The sequence below is a fragment of the Microcoleus sp. FACHB-SPT15 genome (genome assembly GCF_014849525.1).
Classification (GTDB): Bacteria; Cyanobacteriota; Cyanobacteriia; order Cyanobacteriales; family Coleofasciculaceae; genus Symplocastrum; species Symplocastrum torsivum.
In genome coordinates this window covers 1-18,126 of sequence record NZ_JACJNU010000052.1, presented here as the reverse complement: position 1 = coordinate 18,126, position 18,126 = coordinate 1, and the positions used below count along the sequence as shown (strand labels likewise).

Annotated in this window: 16 protein-coding genes; 13 read left to right on the top strand and 3 right to left on the bottom strand. The window is 49.2% G+C overall.

The genetic code is table 11. The annotated features are described in order from the left end of the window. Positions 1-25 precede the first annotated feature (25 nt). The 9 genes from H6F98_RS18940 to H6F98_RS18900 all read left to right on the top strand — a co-directional run bounded on the left by H6F98_RS18940 (position 26) and on the right by H6F98_RS18900 (position 10,304). A complete protein-coding gene (locus H6F98_RS18940) occupies positions 26-970 on the top strand; it encodes a pentapeptide repeat-containing protein (RefSeq protein ID WP_192220257.1) in 945 nt (314 codons plus the stop codon). Positions 971-1,710: 740 nt separating this feature from the next. Further along, complete coding sequence (locus H6F98_RS33615; RefSeq protein ID WP_192220256.1) at positions 1,711-3,027, top strand: general stress protein; 1,317 nt, start codon at positions 1,711-1,713, stop codon at positions 3,025-3,027. A gap of 248 nt (positions 3,028-3,275) precedes the next feature. Continuing rightward, entirely contained in the window at positions 3,276-4,685 is a 1,410-nt protein-coding gene (locus tag H6F98_RS18930) for an Nramp family divalent metal transporter (RefSeq protein WP_192220255.1), read from the top strand. Positions 4,686-4,722: 37 nt separating this feature from the next. Next, entirely contained in the window at positions 4,723-5,529 is an 807-nt protein-coding gene (locus H6F98_RS18925; RefSeq protein WP_192220254.1) for an alpha/beta fold hydrolase, read from the top strand. After that, the gene (locus tag H6F98_RS18920; protein WP_192220253.1) at positions 5,513-6,466 is read left to right on the top strand and encodes a DMT family transporter; all 954 of its coding nucleotides are present in this window, start codon (positions 5,513-5,515) and stop codon (positions 6,464-6,466) included. The genes H6F98_RS18925 and H6F98_RS18920 overlap by 17 nt, the downstream gene beginning before the upstream one ends. 69 nt (positions 6,467-6,535) lie before the next feature. Next, on the top strand, positions 6,536-7,399 hold the full coding sequence (locus H6F98_RS18915; RefSeq protein ID WP_192220252.1) for an HAD family hydrolase: 864 nt from the start codon (positions 6,536-6,538) through the stop codon (positions 7,397-7,399). Between the two features lie 150 nt (positions 7,400-7,549). After that, the gene (locus H6F98_RS18910; protein WP_192220251.1) at positions 7,550-7,927 is read left to right on the top strand and encodes a sensory rhodopsin transducer; all 378 of its coding nucleotides are present in this window, start codon (positions 7,550-7,552) and stop codon (positions 7,925-7,927) included. A 72-nt stretch (positions 7,928-7,999) separates the two neighbouring features. Beyond that, positions 8,000-8,614: a DedA family protein gene (locus tag H6F98_RS18905; protein WP_192220250.1), complete on the top strand. Its 615-nt coding sequence runs from the start codon at positions 8,000-8,002 to the stop codon at positions 8,612-8,614. Positions 8,615-8,669: 55 nt separating this feature from the next. Then, on the top strand, positions 8,670-10,304 hold the full coding sequence (locus H6F98_RS18900; protein WP_192220249.1) for an alpha-amylase family protein: 1,635 nt from the start codon (positions 8,670-8,672) through the stop codon (positions 10,302-10,304). 11 nt (positions 10,305-10,315) lie between these two features. On the opposite strand, the gene H6F98_RS18895 is transcribed toward H6F98_RS18900, so the two are convergent. Beyond that, positions 10,316-10,675, bottom strand: a complete 360-nt coding sequence (locus H6F98_RS18895; protein ID WP_192220248.1) for a hypothetical protein — start codon at positions 10,673-10,675, stop codon at positions 10,316-10,318. A gap of 81 nt (positions 10,676-10,756) precedes the next feature. Between H6F98_RS18895 and H6F98_RS18890 the strand changes: the two genes are divergently transcribed. Beyond that, complete coding sequence (locus H6F98_RS18890) at positions 10,757-11,716, top strand: TIGR03885 family FMN-dependent LLM class oxidoreductase (RefSeq protein ID WP_192220247.1); 960 nt, start codon at positions 10,757-10,759, stop codon at positions 11,714-11,716. 18 nt (positions 11,717-11,734) lie between these two features. Here H6F98_RS18890 and H6F98_RS18885 read toward each other — a convergent pair whose 3' ends face one another. Both H6F98_RS18885 and H6F98_RS18880 read right to left on the bottom strand, forming a co-directional pair. Further along, positions 11,735-15,316: an NB-ARC domain-containing protein gene (locus tag H6F98_RS18885; protein WP_192220246.1), complete on the bottom strand. Its 3,582-nt coding sequence runs from the start codon at positions 15,314-15,316 to the stop codon at positions 11,735-11,737. A 33-nt stretch (positions 15,317-15,349) separates the two neighbouring features. Then, positions 15,350-15,505 (bottom strand): hypothetical protein, encoded by a 156-nt coding sequence (locus H6F98_RS18880; RefSeq protein ID WP_192220245.1) that lies wholly within the window; start codon positions 15,503-15,505, stop codon positions 15,350-15,352. On the opposite strand from H6F98_RS18880, the gene H6F98_RS18875 reads away from it, so the two are divergent. Genes H6F98_RS18875 through H6F98_RS18865 form a run of 3 tightly spaced genes read left to right on the top strand, consistent with a single transcriptional unit; the run spans position 15,504 to position 17,829 of the window. Beyond that, the gene (locus tag H6F98_RS18875) at positions 15,504-16,007 is read left to right on the top strand and encodes a DUF6653 family protein (RefSeq protein WP_192220244.1); all 504 of its coding nucleotides are present in this window, start codon (positions 15,504-15,506) and stop codon (positions 16,005-16,007) included. The two genes, H6F98_RS18880 and H6F98_RS18875, sit on opposite strands and share 2 nt — an antisense overlap. A 41-nt stretch (positions 16,008-16,048) precedes the next feature. Continuing rightward, positions 16,049-16,768 carry an NADH-quinone oxidoreductase subunit NuoB gene (nuoB, locus tag H6F98_RS18870; RefSeq protein ID WP_277927597.1) on the top strand — a complete coding sequence of 240 codons (720 nt, stop codon included), beginning with the start codon at positions 16,049-16,051 and terminating at the stop codon, positions 16,766-16,768. Positions 16,769-16,806: 38 nt separating this feature from the next. Beyond that, a complete protein-coding gene (locus tag H6F98_RS18865) occupies positions 16,807-17,829 on the top strand; it encodes a nitronate monooxygenase family protein (RefSeq protein WP_192220242.1) in 1,023 nt (340 codons plus the stop codon). Positions 17,830-18,126 lie beyond the last annotated feature (297 nt).

The window sequence follows — 18,126 nt, the reverse complement described above, 5'->3', positions numbered from 1 at the left end:
TTAAAGATAGTAGGAGATAGATGATATGGATGGGAATAGACCACAGAAGGAACATACAGCAGGATCACAGGGTTTTGGTCAGGTAGAACTGTCTGAACTACATAAGCGATATACAGCAGGAGAACGGGATTTTCGTCAGGTAGACCTGTTTGGGCAAACCCTAGCTTGGGTTGACCTAAGTGGAGCAGACTTGAGTGAGGCAAATTTGAGTGAAGCGAATCTATGTGCGGCTGCTTTGAAAGGAACTGTTCTCAACGGAGCCAACTTGAAGAGAACTCTCTTACGTGCGGCAAACTTGTCTGGAACAGACTTGAGTGAGACGAACCTGAGTGGAGCAGATTTAAGTCGAGCAGACCTTATTGATACCAACCTACGTGGAGCTAACTTGAGTGGAGCTAACTTCAGTAGCGCAAACCTCAAGCGAGTGGATCTGAGCGAAGCTAACTTGAGTGGAGCTAATCTTAGTGGACTAGATCTGAGGAGTGCCAATTTAAGTGGAGCCAATCTTATTGGGGCTAATCTGGATGAAGTTAACTTATGTGGGGCTAATCTGCAAAGAGCGAATCTGAGCGGGTTAGACCTGAATCATCACGATCTCAGTGGCGCTGATTTGAGTGGAGCCAATCTTAGTGAAACGAAACTGAGTAAGGCAACACTGTATGGAACTAATTTGAATAGAACGAATCTCAGTGAAGCTAACCTGAATGAGGCGAAGCTGGCTGGGGCAACCCTGCGTCAGAGCGATTTGAGTGAGGCTGATCTGAGTAAGGCAAACTTGAAATGGGCGAACTTGAGCCAAGCTAACGCCGAAGCTACAAACTTGAGCGAGGCAGACTTGAGGAAAGCAATGCTGGATGAGGCGAATTTGAAGGGAGCCAAAGTCACTAACGCTAACTTTAATAAGGTTGATCTGGCTGAGACCGTAATGCCTGATACTACATTAGACAATCCTAGCGACAGAAGTTGCTGAGGTTTTCCATCTCATCTGTCTCATCTGTACAAACTTTTGCCATAAGCTGAAGTTCCCTTAGCGAGTTGCCTAAAAACGAATAGTAGTCAGTTAAGGGAACATCATATTGCGATCGCTTCCTCTATATCGGTGGTTCAAGCCCACTCAATTCAATCAACAGTGTTATGTTGAAATCTTGCTCAAGTAAGGGGAAAGATTAAGACTTATCTAAAGGCGAACAATTTTTATAAAGTGATAATGATAGTCGTATTTACAGGTTGTGATTTAGAAAAAAAACGTGTTTAGATAATGCTTATATTTATAATTTAGGATATATCTAAACACGTCAAACATCCTTGCATAGTAAAACTATATTTTCATAAATGATTCCTTTCTAAACGGAAGCCTATACCTTGATTTAAATTAAAAAGTTTATGAATATTTAGATGTAAATCTAAATTTAGATGACAACGTCATGCATAGGTGGTAACTAAAATTTGGTTATGAATAAAAATAGCCAACGAGCAATCATCACTTAATGTTTTTTGAAGGTGGTTATACAGCAGATTTCAATCTGAAAAAAGCTTTGTAGAGAGTTAAAAACCACATTACAGAATTGTGATTGTTATTCACAATATGCAGCGTAAATTAAGGGAATATTACACTGCGATAAAAGTTTTCCATCTCTACTAAAAGAAGGCTAATGAGCAATATGTTTTGGCTAATTACATATACATTCATGTTTTGTGAAAGGAGGCAAAATGGCTAACACTCAACTTAAACATGCTGTTGGTGTATTTTCCAGTCGTCAAGAGGCCGAACAGGCGCTCAGCCAGCTAAATCATTCTGGTTTTCCCATGCACAAAGTTTCCGTGATCGCACGGGATGCAGATCGGCAGGATGATATAGCGGGTGTTGATGTCAGCGATCGCGTTGGCAATAAGGCTGATGAAGGTGCCGCATCTGGGGCGCTTACAGGTGGTACCTTAGGAGGTATTACTGGTCTACTCGTGGGTGTAGGTGCCTTGGCGATTCCTGGGGTGGGTCCAGTTGTACTTGCAGGCGAAGTAGCCACAGCGATCGCTACGACCCTAACCGGTACCGCAATTGGTGCCGCCGCTGGCGGACTGCTTGGCGCACTCATTGGTTTGGGAATTCCCGAAGAACGAGCCAAAGTTTACAGCGATCGCGTTTCCAAAGGAGATTATTTAGTAATAATCAAGGGCACTGACAACGATATTGCCAGAGCCGAAGCAACTCTGAACGGTCACAGTATTCAAGACTGGGGTATCTATAATGCACCCAGCGCTGACTCCGTGCATACGGATTATGCCGCCAGACCTATGGGTGGTGTTATGGGTATGCCTGTCAGCAATACACTAGCCACTGCTCCCATGCCTAACGACTATGCCACTGCAACCCCTGTGGGTAGAACCACTGGCACGGCTTTGAACCAACAAAAGCGTGCTGTCGGTCTTTTTTCCAGCCGTCGAGATGCGGAACATGCACTCAGCGAACTGAGAGATGCTGGCTTTCCTATGGCTAAGGTTTCTGTAATTGCCAAAGACGCAGACGGGGGCGGTAAGCTTGCCGGTGCAGACATGAGCAATGACGTGGGTAATAAAGCTGACGAAGGCGCTGCAACCGGTGCAGCCACAGGAGGGGCATTAGGAACTATAACTGGTTTATTAGTTGGTCTTGGCGCTTTAGCGATTCCTGGCATAGGTCCTGTAGTGCTAGCAGGTGCTACTGCTACAACCCTAGCCACTACTCTTTCTGGTGGAGCAATTGGTGCCGCCGCTGGTGGTTTGTTTGGCGCACTAGTTGGTTTGGGAATTCCTGAAGAGCGAGCCAGAGTTTACAACGACAGATTATCGCGAGGGGATTATCTGGTGATAGTAGATGGCACGGATGACGAAATCCGTCGTGCTGAAGCGATTCTTAGCAATCGGGGAATTCAAGAGTGGGGTATCTATGATGCGCCCGACGTGACACGCGATCGCACCGATTCCTCTGCAAGCGTTGTTGATACTGAGCCTGGGGTTATCGTTGTAGACCGTCGAGATCGGACTGTATAGGCTTACTAAGCTAACTGCTCCCGGTTACTTTGTTGAACCGGGAGCTTGAAAAGACAGGTTTTCAACTAAGAGCTGATTAGATCATTTGATCTTAATACGAATGGCACTGACATAAGCCACATTGGTTACCTTTGTAGGTTTTCTTAAGTCAGAGACATTCTACTTAGTAGTGATGCGGTGCTGGCGTTGCTTGTGTTGAGTTGGCACTGAGGAATAGATCCAGATTCCAGTAAGGAGGTAGCACAAAGATGAGCAGTAGGAACGAGTACAATTCGTCAGCGCAGACAACTGCAAAGCAGTACGAGGACAAGCCTGAAGAAGTACCAAAGCCACCGCAGGGGTGGAAGCGCTTAAAGTGGTTGGGACCGAGCTTTTTGTGGATGCTCTCTGCCGCTGGTTCTGGGGAGTTGCTGTTTACGCCTCGAATCGCCGCCCTCTACGGCTACTCTCTCCTCTGGGCGCTGCTTGCGGCTGTCATCCTTAAATGGTTTATCAACCGCGAGGTGGGACGCTTCTCAGTCTGCACGGGGGCAACGATACTCGAAGGTTTTAGGCGACTTCCTGGTCCCAAAAACTGGGCAATCTGGCTGATTTTGGTGCCGCAGGTGGTTGTAGCGATCGCAACTGTTGCCGGACTCTCAGGTGCTGCTGCCACTGCACTGATTCTGATGACGGGGGGAACGGTTCAACTGTGGACGGTGATCATCATTGCTGTGACGGCAGCGATCGTTTTCCTGGGGCAATACAAAACGGTGGAAAAGATTTCTTCCTATATCGGCATTGCCCGCACAGTTGCCGTAGTCGCTGCTGCCATCTTTGTTTTTCCCAACCTGAAGAACCTGGGAGCAGGGTTATTGCCGCAAATGCCCTCCGATGTGCAATATCAGGAGATTTTGCCTTGGCTAGGGTTTATGCTGGCAGGGGCAGCAGGGCTGATGTGGTATTCCTACTGGGTGGACGCGAGAGGGTATGGTGCTGCTGCCCTCAAGCAAGAACAGCCGCTCGAACCCAATCAAATTAACGAAGAAGAACGCGATCGCTTGCGCGGTTGGATTAGCCTAATGACCTTATCCAACACTTTAGCTGTAGTCGGTGCGCTCTTAGCCGCATTATCTTTCCTGATTCTCGGTGGAGAGTTGCTGTATCCCCAAGGGCTAGTACCCACAGAAAATCAGGTGGCTGAAACTTTAGGTAGTTTGCTTGGCAATCTTTGGGGACCCTTTGGTTTCTGGTTTATGATTGCGATTGTTTTTATTACCTTTTGTAGCACTACGCTGTCAGTTCAGGACGGCTTTGGACGGATGTTTGCTGATGGGACAAATATTCTTTGCCAAGGGTTTGGCGTGCAGGGTCGTTGGACGAACGAAAAGTTTTTACGGAAGGCTTACATCGTAGGATTACTTGCTGTTCTACCCATTGGAATTTACCTGTTTTTTGGTCAACCCATTGCTTTACTTCAGTTAGCCGGAGGCATTGAAGCTGCCCACATTCCGATTGTTACTGGGCTGACACTTTACCTAAATCATCAAATGCTGCCCAAGGATTTGCAACCGTCAAAATTCACATGGGCAGGCACTGCGATCGCGGGACTGTTTTTCGCCGTGTTTGCAATGATCTATCTCCTACAGTTACTGGGGGTTATGGGTTCTGGCGGTTAACGGAACGATTTTTAATCAGAACTCTTAAAACAAAAAGATGTCTGAAGTTAACAGCCATTCTTACTTTCTGACTCCCCTATCATCCAATCCAAGCTATCCGTTGTTTGTGTTTCTGCCAGGAATGGACGAAACGGGGAAGGATCTGATGCGTATCCAAACAGCAGGTTTAGAAACTGCTTTTGATGTGCGCTGCTTTGTGATTCCACCCGATGATTTGACAAATTGGGATGTCCTGTCATCTCAAGTAGTAGCTTTAACTAAAGCCGAACTAGAAAAGACACCTCGACCATTAGTTTACTTATGTGGTGAATCCTTTGGGGCTTGCATCGCTCTTAAGGTTGCACTAATAGCTCCCCAACTGTTTAATCGAATTGTTTTAATCAACCCAGCTTCTTCATTTCATCGGGTGCCTTGGCTGGTTTTAGGAGCAATCCTTTTCCCTTGGGTGCCTAAACTGTTTTATAAAATTTTTTCATTCACAGCTTTACCAGTTTTAGCTCCTTTAAATCGATTAGAGCCTGCTGCCCGTCAAGCACTATTGAAATCCGTTCGAGCTGCACCTAAGAAAACGGCTAATCAGCGTCTATCTCTTATGAGACAGTTTGATAGTGACCAGATGCAACTCCATCAACTTACTCAACCCGTCTTACTAATTGCAAGTAAAGGCGATCGACTTTTGCCTTCTGTTGCAGAGGTAAAGCGCCTAGCGAGAATTCTACCCAATGCTCAAGTCGTGACTCTACCCCATAGTGGTCATGCCTGTCTGGTGGAAGTAGATATTCAGCTTTTAGAAATTCTGCAAACCCACGATCAAGAATTAACGAGCAATGGCAAAGCAAACTGAAAAAGCCGCCTCAAGCGATCACAACCACGACGATCGTGAACAGCAAACAAACTTAGCAACCTACGCACAGCTTGCGGCGGGTATGGCGTTCTTTGGCAGTGGCACACCCACCAGCAAGTTAGTTACGGATGCCTTTCCTGTGTTCTTAGCATCTGGATTGCGGATGGTGGTAGCTACGGCAATCCTCTTGCCCTTTGTATTCAAAGAGCGGGAGAAACTCAAGCAGCTTGAGCGCAAAGACTGGATGATTGTCCTGGGAATTGCTGTTATTGGGATGTTTCTGTTCAGTGCCTTCATGCTCTACGGGATGAAGCAAGTCTCTGGGGTAGTTGGCAGCATTGTCATGAGTACGACACCTGCCGTTACTGCCCTTGGCTCGTTTTTTTTCCTGCGCGATCGCTTGGGTTGGCGAAAGAGTGCTGCAATTGGCTTGGCAGTGTTCGGTGTTCTGATTCTCAACCTGGGAAGCGGACAGTTGGATGGTTCCGGTGGAAATCAGCTACTGGGGATGCTGCTGATTTTCGGTGCGGTGTGTAGTGAAGCCAGTTATACCTTGTTGGGCAAAGTGGCGAGTAACCATATCAGTCCTGTAACGATTGCTGCCCTTGCTGCGGGAATCGCCGTAATTTTGTTTCTCCCGTTTGCGCTCTATCAACTGCCCAGCTTCGACTTGGCACAAACCAGCTTTACCAGTTGGATCGCGCTTGTCTGGTGGGGAGCGGGTGTCCTCGCTCTGGGTTCAGTGTTGTGGTACAGGGGGGTTGCCAAGGTATCCGGTAGCACGGCAGCAGGCTTTATGGGAGTGATGCCAGTCAGTGCGCTCGTCTTGTCCTACTTGTTGTTAGGGGAATCCTTTAAGTGGATTCACCTTGTAGGCTTTGCCGCCGTGTTGGCAGGTGTACTCCTGATTTCACGCGAACATGCAAAACATCACTAAGTTGGACTGATGCAGTATTAAGTCCATAGCAAAACGCCTACCCACGAAGGAATATTTAAGGAGGTTTTTATGACCAAAGCAACGAAACCAGTCTCTAACCGCATTGCCCTAGCATTTGACTTTGACGACACACTCGTACCGGATACGGTGGATAGCCTGCTTGAGAGTTGCGATATCGATTCCCAAGCATTTCGCAAAGAACGGATTCAGCCTTTGATCGACAACGGTTGGGAACCGATTCTTGCCCGATTTTACAGCCTGATTCAGGAATCGAAGCGACGCGATAAGGACAAGATTACGAAAGACTACATTGCCAAATTTGGTCGGGAATTAGCCCCCTTTGATGGCGTGCCTGAAATGTTTAAGCGGTTGCGACAGAGTGCTAAAGCCATCGTCCCAGATATCGAGGTTGAGTTCTACCTGATTACCTGCGGTATGGTAGAAATCGCTCGCCATACTTGCATCGCCCCTGAATTTACCGCCATGTGGGGATGTGAATTCAGCTACAACGAAGAGGGTGAAATTGAGTTTGTGAAACAACTGGTTAGCCACACTGAAAAGACGCGCTATCTCTTCCAACTCGCCAAGGGAATCGATAATACAAATCAAGACGGACAGATGTTTGTCTATCGAGATGTCTCCCCGGACGAACTGCATGTTCCCCTCACCCAGGTTATTTATGTTGGGGATGGAGCCTCGGATATCCCTTGCTTTTCTCTAATGAATGAAGAGAATGGAGTGGCAATTGGTGTCTACAAAGGGAGTACAGTTCAGGAGTGGAACCGCGAAGTCAAGCTGAGCGCCAGTCAGCGCGTCGCTAATCTAGCTGAGGCTGACTATAGAGAGGATTCTGAGCTGATGCGATCGCTAACTCTAGCTGTCGAAAGTATGTGCAAGCATATCGCCCTCTCGCAGCTAAGTGTTGGTGAGTAAGTATCATTGGTAATTGATAGTCGTCTCTGCCTCCTCCCCAATTACCATTTAAAGCTCTTCTAAACCTATAGCAATTCTCTACTTGTTAAAAGAGTTTGCTGCATAAAAATCACAAAGTTTGCCATTTTTTGAACCTAAAGGAAGTGTCTTATGAACAAGCCGATTGGACAAACGCGGTGGGCGATTGCAGAAGGTTATATACCCAGTTGGAGTAACGGGCCGGAACCCCAATTTACCAGTCATGAAACTGCCTGTATGCTCAATACTTCAGACCAAGATGCCCATGTTGAAATCACGATCTACTTTAGCGACAAGGAACCTGTTGGACCGTACCGAGTGACTGTTCCTGCACGGCGTACTCTTCACATGCGCTTCAACAACCTCACCGATCCCGAACCGATTCCTCGCGATACAGGTTATGCCAGCGTGTTTGAGTCGGACGTGCCGATTGTTGTTCAACACACTCGTCTCGATTCCCGTCAATCTGAGAATGCACTGCTCACCACTATTGCCTACGCCAGCAATTAGAAGAAGGGGAGGCGAGAGGCTAGTTTTTCATCTTTGCTCTTTTCCAATTCCCTAATTATAAGGATTCGCTCAATGCTCGACTGGATTACAAGTACCATCAACTCTTTAGGCTATCTGGGAATTGCTCTGCTGATGTTCGTAGAAAACATATTTCCCCCCGTGCCTTCGGAGATTATCATGCCGCTGGCAGGGTTCACGGTAACGCAGGGCAAGTTGAGTGTAGTCTATGTAATTTTGGCGGGGATAGTGGGTTCCGTGCTGGGCGCACTGCCTTGGTACTATGCAGGCAAACAATTGGGCGAAGATCGCTTGAAGAATTTAGCTGATAAGTACGGTAAGTGGCTGACGCTATCTGGTACGGATATTGACAAATCTAAGCAGTGGTTCGACAAACACGGTGGTATTGCGGTGTTCTTTTGTCGCCTTGTACCAGGAGTCCGCACCCTGATTTCAGTTCCCGCAGGAATTGACAAAATGCACTTAGTACCATTCCTGCTGTACTCAACATTGGGTACTGCATTATGGGTAGGTTTATTAACCTATGCGGGATTGTTGCTAGGGCAAAACTATAAATTAGTAGAAAAGTTCCTTGGTCCTGCTTCCGTGGTTGTACTCGTTGCTCTGATAGTTGCATTTGGTATCTGGGTTGTGAGGCGCAAAAAGAAACAGCAATTCCAAGAAATGTAGAGTAATAAATACCCAATTAAACTTTTCTAAAATTGTTAATTAAATTAATTATCCAATGAAAAATTTGTGGTATAAAGACGCGATTATCTACTCCCTAGATGTGGAGACTTTTATGGATGCCAACGGCGATGGCATAGGTGATTTTATCGGACTTACCAAACGCCTGAATCACCTGGCTGGGTTGGGAGTTACCTGCCTGTGGCTATTGCCGTTCTACCCCTCCCCAAACCGGGATAACGGCTACGATGTCATGGACTATTACAACGTTGACCCGCGTCTGGGAACTCTGGGAGATTTTGTGGAGTTCATGCATCAGGCTCGCGATCGCGGCATTCGTGTCATCATCGATCTGGTTGTAAATCACACCTCCATTCAGCATCCGTGGTTCCAGTCCGCCCGCTCTGACAAAAACTCGAAGTATCGCAACTACTACGTGTGGTCGGACAATCCCCCTAAAGACCCCAAAGCTGAGCTTGTCTTCCCCGGTGTGCAGGAGAGTATCTGGGAATATGACGAACAAGCAGGCGCGTACTATTTGCACCGATTCTATAAGGAACAGCCGGACTTAAATACTGCCAATCCAGAGGTGTGTGAGGAGATTCGCAAGATTATGGGCTTCTGGCTGGAGCTTGGTGTATCTGGCTTTCGCATAGACGCTGCCCCCTACTTAATCGAGCCGCTCGGTATTGAGGATGCGGAGCATGGGGAACTCCACAACCTCCTGTCCCAGATGCGAGAGTTTGTTTGGGAACGAAGTGGCGAAGGCGTGTTGCTAGCAGAGGCGAACGTCGAGCCAGACAAAATCCCCGTATATTTTGGAGATGGGGACAGGATGAATATGCTATTCAACTTTTTGTTGAACCAGTATATGTTCCTCGCACTGGCTAGGGAGCAGGCAGCCCCCATCATTGAGGCATTGAAAACAATACCGGACACCCCATCTACAGGTCAGTGGCTGAACTTTCTGCGTCACCACGACGAACTCAATCTCAATCAGCTCACGAAGGACGAACAAAAAGAGATTTTCGCCGCTTTTGCACCCGATGAGACGATGCAAATTTACGGACATGGCATCCGCCGTCGTCTGCCACCGATGCTCGGAGGCGATCGCCACCACCTAGAACTGGCGTATAGTCTGCTATTTAGCTTGCCCGGTACACCCCTGCTGCGCTATGGCGATGAGATTGGTATGGGCGACAATCTCTCCCTTGAAGGGCGTACCAGCGTCCGCACGCCTATGCAATGGTCAAATACTCAGAATGGAGGCTTCTCCACAGCGCCTCAAGATGCACTCACACGACCCGTAATTTCAGAAGGGGAGTACGGGTATCAGCAGATCAATGCCACTACCGAGCAGCGTGACCCGAACTCATTGCTCAACTGGATAGAACGGCTGATTCGCATACGCCAGCAATGCCCGGAGTTGGGTCGGGGGAAGTGGTGCATTCTGGAAACCGATGAGCCAAGTGTATTTGCCCACTGTTGCGAGTGGGAAGGTGACACTGTACTCACCGTACATAATCTGGCAAAGCAACCTTGTACTGTCAGCCTTAAGTCGAGCAACCTCAATTCCAAGCACCTAATTGAGCTGCTTGGAGACCAGCAGTACGAGCCGCTCGACGGGAATTCGCTCTCTATCCCATTGGGGGCATACGGGTATCGCTGGTTCCGAGCTGACGGTGTACTTTAAATAATTCAAAATCAGGGATTTGTTAGGAAACTAGGCAATTCCAGCAGATGAAAGTAAGCAAGAGCTGCAACTACAAGAGTGTAAAGTGTTGAGCCACCCAACCCAATCAACAAATCCCGTTTCGGATTCCGTTGCTCTTGTCCCAGAAACATATCCATTGCTCCCATCTGCATCATTACAATCCCTAATACATTGGAGAGCCAATAGCCAATAATCGTAAACGGCAAAAACCAGTCTGGTTTTATCCAACTGACGAGATAGCCAAACAGCAGGGCAATTGGCAAATTAAAGAATAAGTCGTTCCACCACGAGAGTGGAGATAGCATATAGCCAATCCCTAACAGAAAGCTACCTCGCAGTTTCTTGAACACGCCCCTTACTCCCGCCAACAACTTGTTGAGATACGTTAAGCATCACTAATTTAGTATGACATCACAGGCAAAGGAATCATTATGGTAAAGATGGCATATCACGCTTCCCACGAGCAGTTCAAGCCGAGCGCTCTTTTGAAATACGTTCAAATGGCTGAACAGGCTGGGTTCACGGCTGGCTCATCCTCTGACCACTTCCACCCCTGGAGCGATCGCCAAGGGGAAAGCGGCTTCTCTTGGGCATGGCTAGGCGCAGCGATGCAGGCAACATCTCTTCCCTTCGGCGTCATTTGCGCTCCGGGGCAACGGTATCACCCTGCCATTGTTGCTCAAGCGGCGGCAACGCTGGCAGAAATGTTTCCTGATCGCTTCTGGTTGTCACTGGCAAGTGGCGAGGCACTTAATGAGCGAATTACTGGAGAACACTGGCCTCCTAAGTCTGAACGGAATGCTCGCCTCAAGGAGTGTGTTGATATTATTCGCGCTCTGTGGGCTGGAGAAACAGTTACCCACTACGGGCGGGTGCGCGTTGAGGAAGCAAAGCTCTACACTCGACCTGAGATTCCCCTGCGGGTGATTGGAGGCGCTGTCACTGCCGAAACAGCCGAGTGGCTGGGGTCTTGGGCTGATGGGCTGTACACCATCTCCCGCCCTCCTGAAGAACTGAAGAAGGTGGTAGAAGCGTTTTATCGAGGCGGGGGAGAAGGTAAGCCGATGTATCTCAAGGTGCAACTCTCCTACGCACGCAATGATGCAGAGGCACGACAAGGAGCATACGAGCAGTGGCGTACCAACATTTTCAGGGGTGTTGCGCTGGCGGAACTCTGGACGCCTAAGCAGTTTGATGCCGCCGCACAGTTTGTCAGACCAGAGGACATGGACAACGGTGTGCGGATTTCTGCTGATCCCCAGCAACACATCGAGTGGCTACAGAAGGATATAGAACTCGGATTTCAGGAACTTGTCCTGCATAACGTGAACTTAGAGCAGGAGCAGTTCATTGAGGTGTTTGGGGAGAAAGTGCTTCCAGCGATCGCGTGAGGTTCAGGTGCCGTATAACTACAGCTCGATCGCTCCCAATGCTTTCAAGGTTGCTCGTTGCGCGTCGGTAATCCCGGTGACTCCAGAGATATTCATGCCTTCGTAGGGGCGATCGCTCCGCCAGATCTGGGCGCATTCTCCGGTAGCCACCTGCCATAGTCGAGCCGTTCCATCCTCACTGCTGCTAACGAGGTAGTCACCATCGGGAGAGAAGTCCAAGTCGTTGATCTGGTGGCTGTGTCCCTGAAATTTCCTTAAACAGTTTCCCGTTTGAGGACACCACAACCGCACGATCGCGTCATAGCAAGCGGTTGCTATGTAGCGCTGGTCAGGACTCCAGGCGATCGCATAAACCACATCCGGGTGAGTGAGAACGTGAAGGCGGGTCAGGTCGTTTCCTGTCCAGAGGCGTGCCGTATGGTCATAGCTGGCGCTTGCCAGTCTTGTGCCATCAGGACTCCAGGCGATCGCCTGAATCCAGTGTTGGTGTGCTGGAATAACCTGGAGACAGTGCCCAGAGGCGATATCCCACAGGCGAAGGGTGGCATCTGCGCTACTACTTGCCAGAACGGTTCCCGCTGGATTCCAGGCAACCGACAAGACCCAGCTGGTGTGATCCTCAAGGGTTTGCAAGAGCATTCCCGTATCCGGATTCCAGAGTTTGATGGTTTGATCCACGCTGCTGCTTGCCAGACAGGTCTGGGTGGGATGCCACGCCACTGACCAGACCCAGCTGGTATGCCCTTGCAGCGTTTGCAAACACCGTCCTGACGTTCCATCCCAAATTCGCACTGTGTAGTCATGGGAAGCACTGGCAAGCCTGTCCCCATTTGGACTCCAGACCAGATCGGCGATCGCATTAGTGTGTCCTGACAAGGACTGGAACTGGGACACTGCCTGGGGAGTCCAGAGGCGAATCAACGTATCGTCGCAACCCGCTGCCAGCAGGTTCCCGTTGGGATGCCATGCCAGCGATCGCATCGTGGATTGGTGTCCCGTCAGTGTTTTCAGGCAACGTCCCGTCTGGATTGCCCAGAGCCGCAACGTGCCGTCATGTCCGCCACTAGCAAGCAGGGGTTGGGTGGGATGAAACGTCGCAAACCAGACCCAGTTGAGGTGACCTCTAAAGATCCGCAGACAGCTTCCGGTTTGGGCATTCCAGAGGCGCACCGTACCATCGTGGGAACTACTCACCAGTTGGGTTCCAGTCTGGTTCCAGGCTACTGACCACACAGGACTTGTATGCCCTCGCAGGGTGCGTTCACAGGCTCCAGTTTGTCCATTGAGAATTGTGATTTCGCCACATTCGTTGCTGCTTGCCAGCAAGCGCTGGGTCGGATGCCATGCTAAACAACGAATTGGAGTCCGATCATCGGTCAAGGTGTGGTCACAGCTTCCTGTGGAGATATCCCAAATCTTGATCCAGCCATCATTTCCGGCACTGGCGAGGCAATCGCCCGCCGCATTCCAACTGAGAGTATTGACAGTGTTTTGATGCCCTTCTAGAGTTTGCAGGCATTCTCCCGTCATCGGATGCCAGAGCTTCACGGCAAAATCATTACAGCCAGATGCCAGTACATTATGAGAATTCCAAGCGATCGCCTGCACAGCACCGTTACCCACTGTGATTGTGTTTAACCGCTGTCCAGTGGCACTCTCCCAAATGTTCACCGTTCCATCTTCGCTACTGGTGGCAACGTACTGTCCGTTGGCGCTGAGCGCGATCGCCCAGATAAAGCTATGATGTGCCGGGATGGTCACGATCGGATGCAAATCGGGTACACTCCACACGCGCAGATCGCCCACACTGTCACCTACCAGCAGGTGTTGTCCATCATGGCTAAAGGTTCCGGTAAACAGACTGCCAAAGGTTTGCTTGAAGCGTGTTTGCATGAAATGAGCCAGCGAGAAATCCACTCCTGGCAGAGTCGTTCGGCACAGATCTGCATGGCGAATCGTCAAACCAGAGAAATCGCAATTAAATAGATCTTGCGGCAAATAAGCGCAAAGATTGATCACATTTCCGGTGCTGTATCCCGCTTGCAGGGAAGGAGCTTGGCGAATGGTATCGAGCAGATGGGATAGTTGCTGCTGGATTGCAGGTTGAGCAGGAAACTGTTTGCGAAACACCTCGGCAATCGGTGTCAGGATTAGTTCAAGCTGACTGGAGCTGATGTAGTCTTCCACCGTCGTTTTCAGCATCGGATAGCGGTTGACCGCATCCAAGCTGACGCTCACCAGTTCTTGACTCATTTGCTCAACCAGGCGATCGCTGACATAGTCCATGACCACGGGCTGCTGAGTGTAAGCTGCTAATTGAGGATCGGTTAACTGACTCTCGATGATGCCGCGCCATTTTAACGACTCCAACGCTTCAATTAACTGACGGCGGGGAACGGTGGGAATCAGATCTGCTTCGAGATCGGCGATCGTTGTCCATTCTCGATTAATCGCCAGCCAATTCATGATGCACTGTTCTATCTCGCTGAGCCGCGCAAACTGCTCATCCAATAGGCGACGAATGCTATTGAAGATAATCGTATCTTGAGTCAGAAACGCCGCAATTTCTCCACCAAACACATCCTGAATCGTCGTGGCAACAATCTTTAATGCTAATGGATTGTAGCTGTAGCGATCGCACAATATTTGCTGTTGTTCTACCGTTCCCGTTAACTCCTTCATCTGGATCAGAAAACGAGCCACGTCTGCCGAACCGCTCAATTGCAGCGATCGCACTGCTCCATCCCGTCCCTCCATTGCCGCCAGTTCACCCGGTTTCTCTCGACTGGTGAGCATCAGGCAACTCTGGTGTTGAGTTCCACCCATCAGGTTGAAGAACTGCCCATATTCGTCGTATCCGTTGCGATAATATCCAGCGTAGTCGCCTGCCTTCAAAATAGTTTCAACATTATCGAGAATGATCAGACAACGCCGCCGTCGCAACCACGATAATACCTGCAATACATCTACTTTAGAACTCTGTTGATCGGACAACAGGAAAACCAGATCTTCGAGAATTAGCGATAGGGGAGGTGCATTGCGGAGCGATCGCCACATTACCAATTCAAACTCATTCCCATACTGCACCAGAGCCTTTGCCACCTTGACGGAGAGTGAAGTTTTGCCAATGCCACCCATTCCTAACACTGTAATCAAGCGACATCTTTCTCTCTCGATCCACTGCTGGAGAATATTCTTTTCGTCTTCTCGTCCATAAAACTGACTGACATCCGGTGCTTCGCCCCAGTCCGTAACAATATTGGACGGGATAATCGATTGGGAATCCGACGACAGCAGAGATTGAACCATTATTGCGCTATTCTCATTCTGAACAAGCCGGCTCTGGCAACGTTGAATTGCCGCTTTGAAATTTTTCTTCGTTACCGATTCTTCAAGTGCCTGACTTAATGTTTTCCAGAATTTAGGACCTATATCTGTTGTGAGATAGTTAACCGAATACCCCGCCTCATCCGCAATCTGGGTATAGGTTTTGCCTTGCCATGCCCCTGCTAAAATCATCGTTTCAATATCGCTCATCTGCCGCCCCAACCGGGACTGCATCGCACGGTTAATAATAGCGAGCGCTTCGTCCAAACTCATCGCTACGGGTCGCTAGTGAAGGGCTGGAAACTGTTACCAGAATATCGAAAACAAGGGAGTTTCACCACTTTTCAGCATAGATTTCCATAGGTTAGGCGATCGCCATTTCCATAGATAATCCGTAACGACAATTCCTAGCATCCTGACTACTGTGAGATTAAATGATGAACGATGCAGGAATTCCACCATGTTTGCTCAACTCATCGCACAGTCTTTCAGCATGGATGACGCAACCTGGAAGCGCCATGCCAACCCCTGGTGTTTCTGGACGAGGCTCTCAGTGCTGCCACTCTTATTTCTGGCAGCGTGGAGCCGAGTCTGGTTAGGTTGGGGGGCACTAGTACTGGTGGCGATCGCCCTCTTTTGGATGTGGCTGAATGCTCGTATTTTCCCTGTCCCTAAGTCCACCCATAACTGGGTTTCAAAAGGCGTGTTTGGCGAACGAGTCTGGATCAACCGTCAACAAGTCCCCATTCCCTCTCACCATCGCCACGTACCCCAGTTTTTAACCGTGTTCTCTGCGATCGGCATGGTGATGGTAATTTGGGGACTCTACACCCTCGAACTCACCATCACGATTATGGGAACAGTATTGATTTACATCGGTAAACTCTGGTTCTTTGATCGCATGGTATGGCTCTACGAAGACATGAAAACAGCTACCCCCGACTATCACAGTTGGCTCTATTAGCGATCACACTGAAATCTTGAATGAACCCAGGAGGTTCTCTCATGTCTAATCTTGTCAATGTATCGGATTCACAATCGGGTGCGATCACCGCTCCAGTCAGCGCCCCTCCAGTGAGTCAGGAACTCTCCGAGAACGTGATTCTCACTACCCTTGATGACCTCTACAACTGGTCTCGGCTCTCGGCCCTTTACCCCTTGATGTTTGGTACGGCGTGTTGCTTTATGGAATTCATGGCAGGTTACGGACCTCGCTTTGATCTGGAGCGTTTTGGCGCAATTCCCCGCGCCACACCCCGTCAGGCTGACCTGATGATTACTGCCGGAACCATCACCATGAAGTATGCTCCAGCCCTGGTGCGGCTTTATGAGCAAATCCCCGAACCCAAATACGTAATCGCGATGGGAGCCTGCACCATTACCGGGGGGTTGTTCAGTGCTGACTCACCCACTGCCGTTCGCAGTGTCGATAAGTTGATTCCTGTTGATGTCTACATTCCCGGTTGTCCTCCCCGTCCTGAAGCGGTGATTGATGCGTTGATCAAGCTTCGCAAGAAAGTGGCTGGAGAAACCTGGCGCGAACAACGAACCACTGGACAAACCCATCGCTATTACACCGTTTCCCACTTCATGAAACCTGTTTCTCCGCCCCTGAGCGGAGAATATCTGCGCCAACGTACTCGACTGAATCCTCCTACTGAGCCGGAACTGGCGGTATCCCTCTCCTCCATTGAGCAAGAGCAAGCAGTTGGGGATGAGGACTGATCAAGAAAGCTAATAAGTACAATAATTGGAGACTGACAATGCTGACTACTCAACTCACGCAACAATTGGGACTCACTGCCCCCATCATTTCAGCGGGTATGGCATTTGTCGCCCATCCCCCCTTGGCTGCCGCTGTCAGCAATGCGGGTGGCATGGGAACGTTGGGTGCTGCAATGCTTCCGCCAGAAGGGTTGCGTCAAATGGTTCAACAAACCCGCCAACTGACCAACAAACCGTTTGGGGTAGACTTCGTAACCGATTTTGTCACAGACGAACATATCGAGGTTTGTATTGCTGAATCCGTGTCCGTTGTCGTTTTTTTCTGGTCGTTGCCCCAAAGAGCCTGGGTGGAACGCCTGCAAGCCAGTGGTATCCAGGTTTGGATGGAAGCGGGAGCGATCGCTGAAGCAGTCCAGGCAAAGGAACTGGGAGTAAATGCGATCATTGCTCAGGGACAGGAAGGTGGCGGAAGCAATAAAGCCGAAGCCAGCACCTTCGCCCTGCTTCCAGCCATCAGCAAAGCTGTTGCACCTCTTCCGGTGATTGCGGCTGGAGGCATTATTGACGGGAAAAGCCTGGTCGCAGCGATCGCTCTTGGAGCCGAAGCAGTTTGGTGTGGTACCCGATTTCTCGCCAGCATAGAAGCAAATGCCCATTCAGACTACAAAACCAGAGTATTAAAGGCATCGGTGGGAGATACGGTGCGAACCACCCTATTTGGCACTGAATGGCGACATATGATGCGCGTGATTCGCAATCGAGTTGTCAATCAATGGATTGGAAAAGAGGAGAACGTAGATTTCTCGCACTTCTCACAAGAAACAATTGGTACCACCATTCTGGGAGGACAAACGATTCCCCTACCTAAGTTTTCGGTCATGCTTCCCACTCCCGAAACATCGGGAGATTTTGAAGAGATGGCATTGACTGCCGGAGAAAGTAGTGGCAACATCACAGAACTCTTGCCTGCGGCACAGATCGTGGAAACCATGATGGCAGAAGCAATACAAACGATTGAATCACGATTACAATCCCGGATGCGATCGCCCTCTCTTGTTTAGAGAGCGATCGTTATTGGCAACCTACGATCGCCCCAAGCAAAGTGGAGTCGTTAGGAAACAATTTATGATTTCTCGGTTCGCTTCGACTCTGCTTAAGGAGCAATTTATACAACCGCATTCCCTAGAGGAAACCTTTGATGACCCCTCAGATACTGCAAATCACCTTTACCTTCTCAGGCACTAACCCTCTTCTGTCACTCTCCGAGAATTAGAATGAAGAAATAAATACTGTAAACCTCGTGCATTGTAGGTAGGGCAATGGATGTAGAGTTACAAATCCTGAAACATTTGGCAAGA

Excerpts from the sequence above, each read along its gene's own strand:
- H6F98_RS18885 (WP_192220246.1), bottom strand. The coding sequence starts at position 15,316 with ATGAGTTTGGACGAAGCGCTCGCTATTATTAACCGTGCGATGCAGTCC.
- H6F98_RS18880 (WP_192220245.1), bottom strand. The coding sequence starts at position 15,505 with ATGGTGGAATTCCTGCATCGTTCATCATTTAATCTCACAGTAGTCAGG.
- H6F98_RS18925 (WP_192220254.1), top strand. The coding sequence starts at position 4,723 with ATGTCTGAAGTTAACAGCCATTCTTACTTTCTGACTCCCCTATCATCC.
- H6F98_RS18865 (WP_192220242.1), top strand. The coding sequence starts at position 16,807 with ATGCTGACTACTCAACTCACGCAACAATTGGGACTCACTGCCCCCATC.
- H6F98_RS18890 (WP_192220247.1), top strand. The coding sequence starts at position 10,757 with ATGGTAAAGATGGCATATCACGCTTCCCACGAGCAGTTCAAGCCGAGC.
- H6F98_RS33615 (WP_192220256.1), top strand. The coding sequence starts at position 1,711 with ATGGCTAACACTCAACTTAAACATGCTGTTGGTGTATTTTCCAGTCGT.
- H6F98_RS18900 (WP_192220249.1), top strand. The coding sequence starts at position 8,670 with ATGAAAAATTTGTGGTATAAAGACGCGATTATCTACTCCCTAGATGTG.
- H6F98_RS18910 (WP_192220251.1), top strand. The coding sequence starts at position 7,550 with ATGAACAAGCCGATTGGACAAACGCGGTGGGCGATTGCAGAAGGTTAT.
- H6F98_RS18915 (WP_192220252.1), top strand. The coding sequence starts at position 6,536 with ATGACCAAAGCAACGAAACCAGTCTCTAACCGCATTGCCCTAGCATTT.
- H6F98_RS18940 (WP_192220257.1), top strand. The coding sequence starts at position 26 with ATGGATGGGAATAGACCACAGAAGGAACATACAGCAGGATCACAGGGT.
- H6F98_RS18930 (WP_192220255.1), top strand. The coding sequence starts at position 3,276 with ATGAGCAGTAGGAACGAGTACAATTCGTCAGCGCAGACAACTGCAAAG.
- H6F98_RS18905 (WP_192220250.1), top strand. The coding sequence starts at position 8,000 with ATGCTCGACTGGATTACAAGTACCATCAACTCTTTAGGCTATCTGGGA.
- H6F98_RS18875 (WP_192220244.1), top strand. The coding sequence starts at position 15,504 with ATGTTTGCTCAACTCATCGCACAGTCTTTCAGCATGGATGACGCAACC.
- H6F98_RS18920 (WP_192220253.1), top strand. The coding sequence starts at position 5,513 with ATGGCAAAGCAAACTGAAAAAGCCGCCTCAAGCGATCACAACCACGAC.
- nuoB (WP_277927597.1), top strand. The coding sequence starts at position 16,049 with ATGTCTAATCTTGTCAATGTATCGGATTCACAATCGGGTGCGATCACC.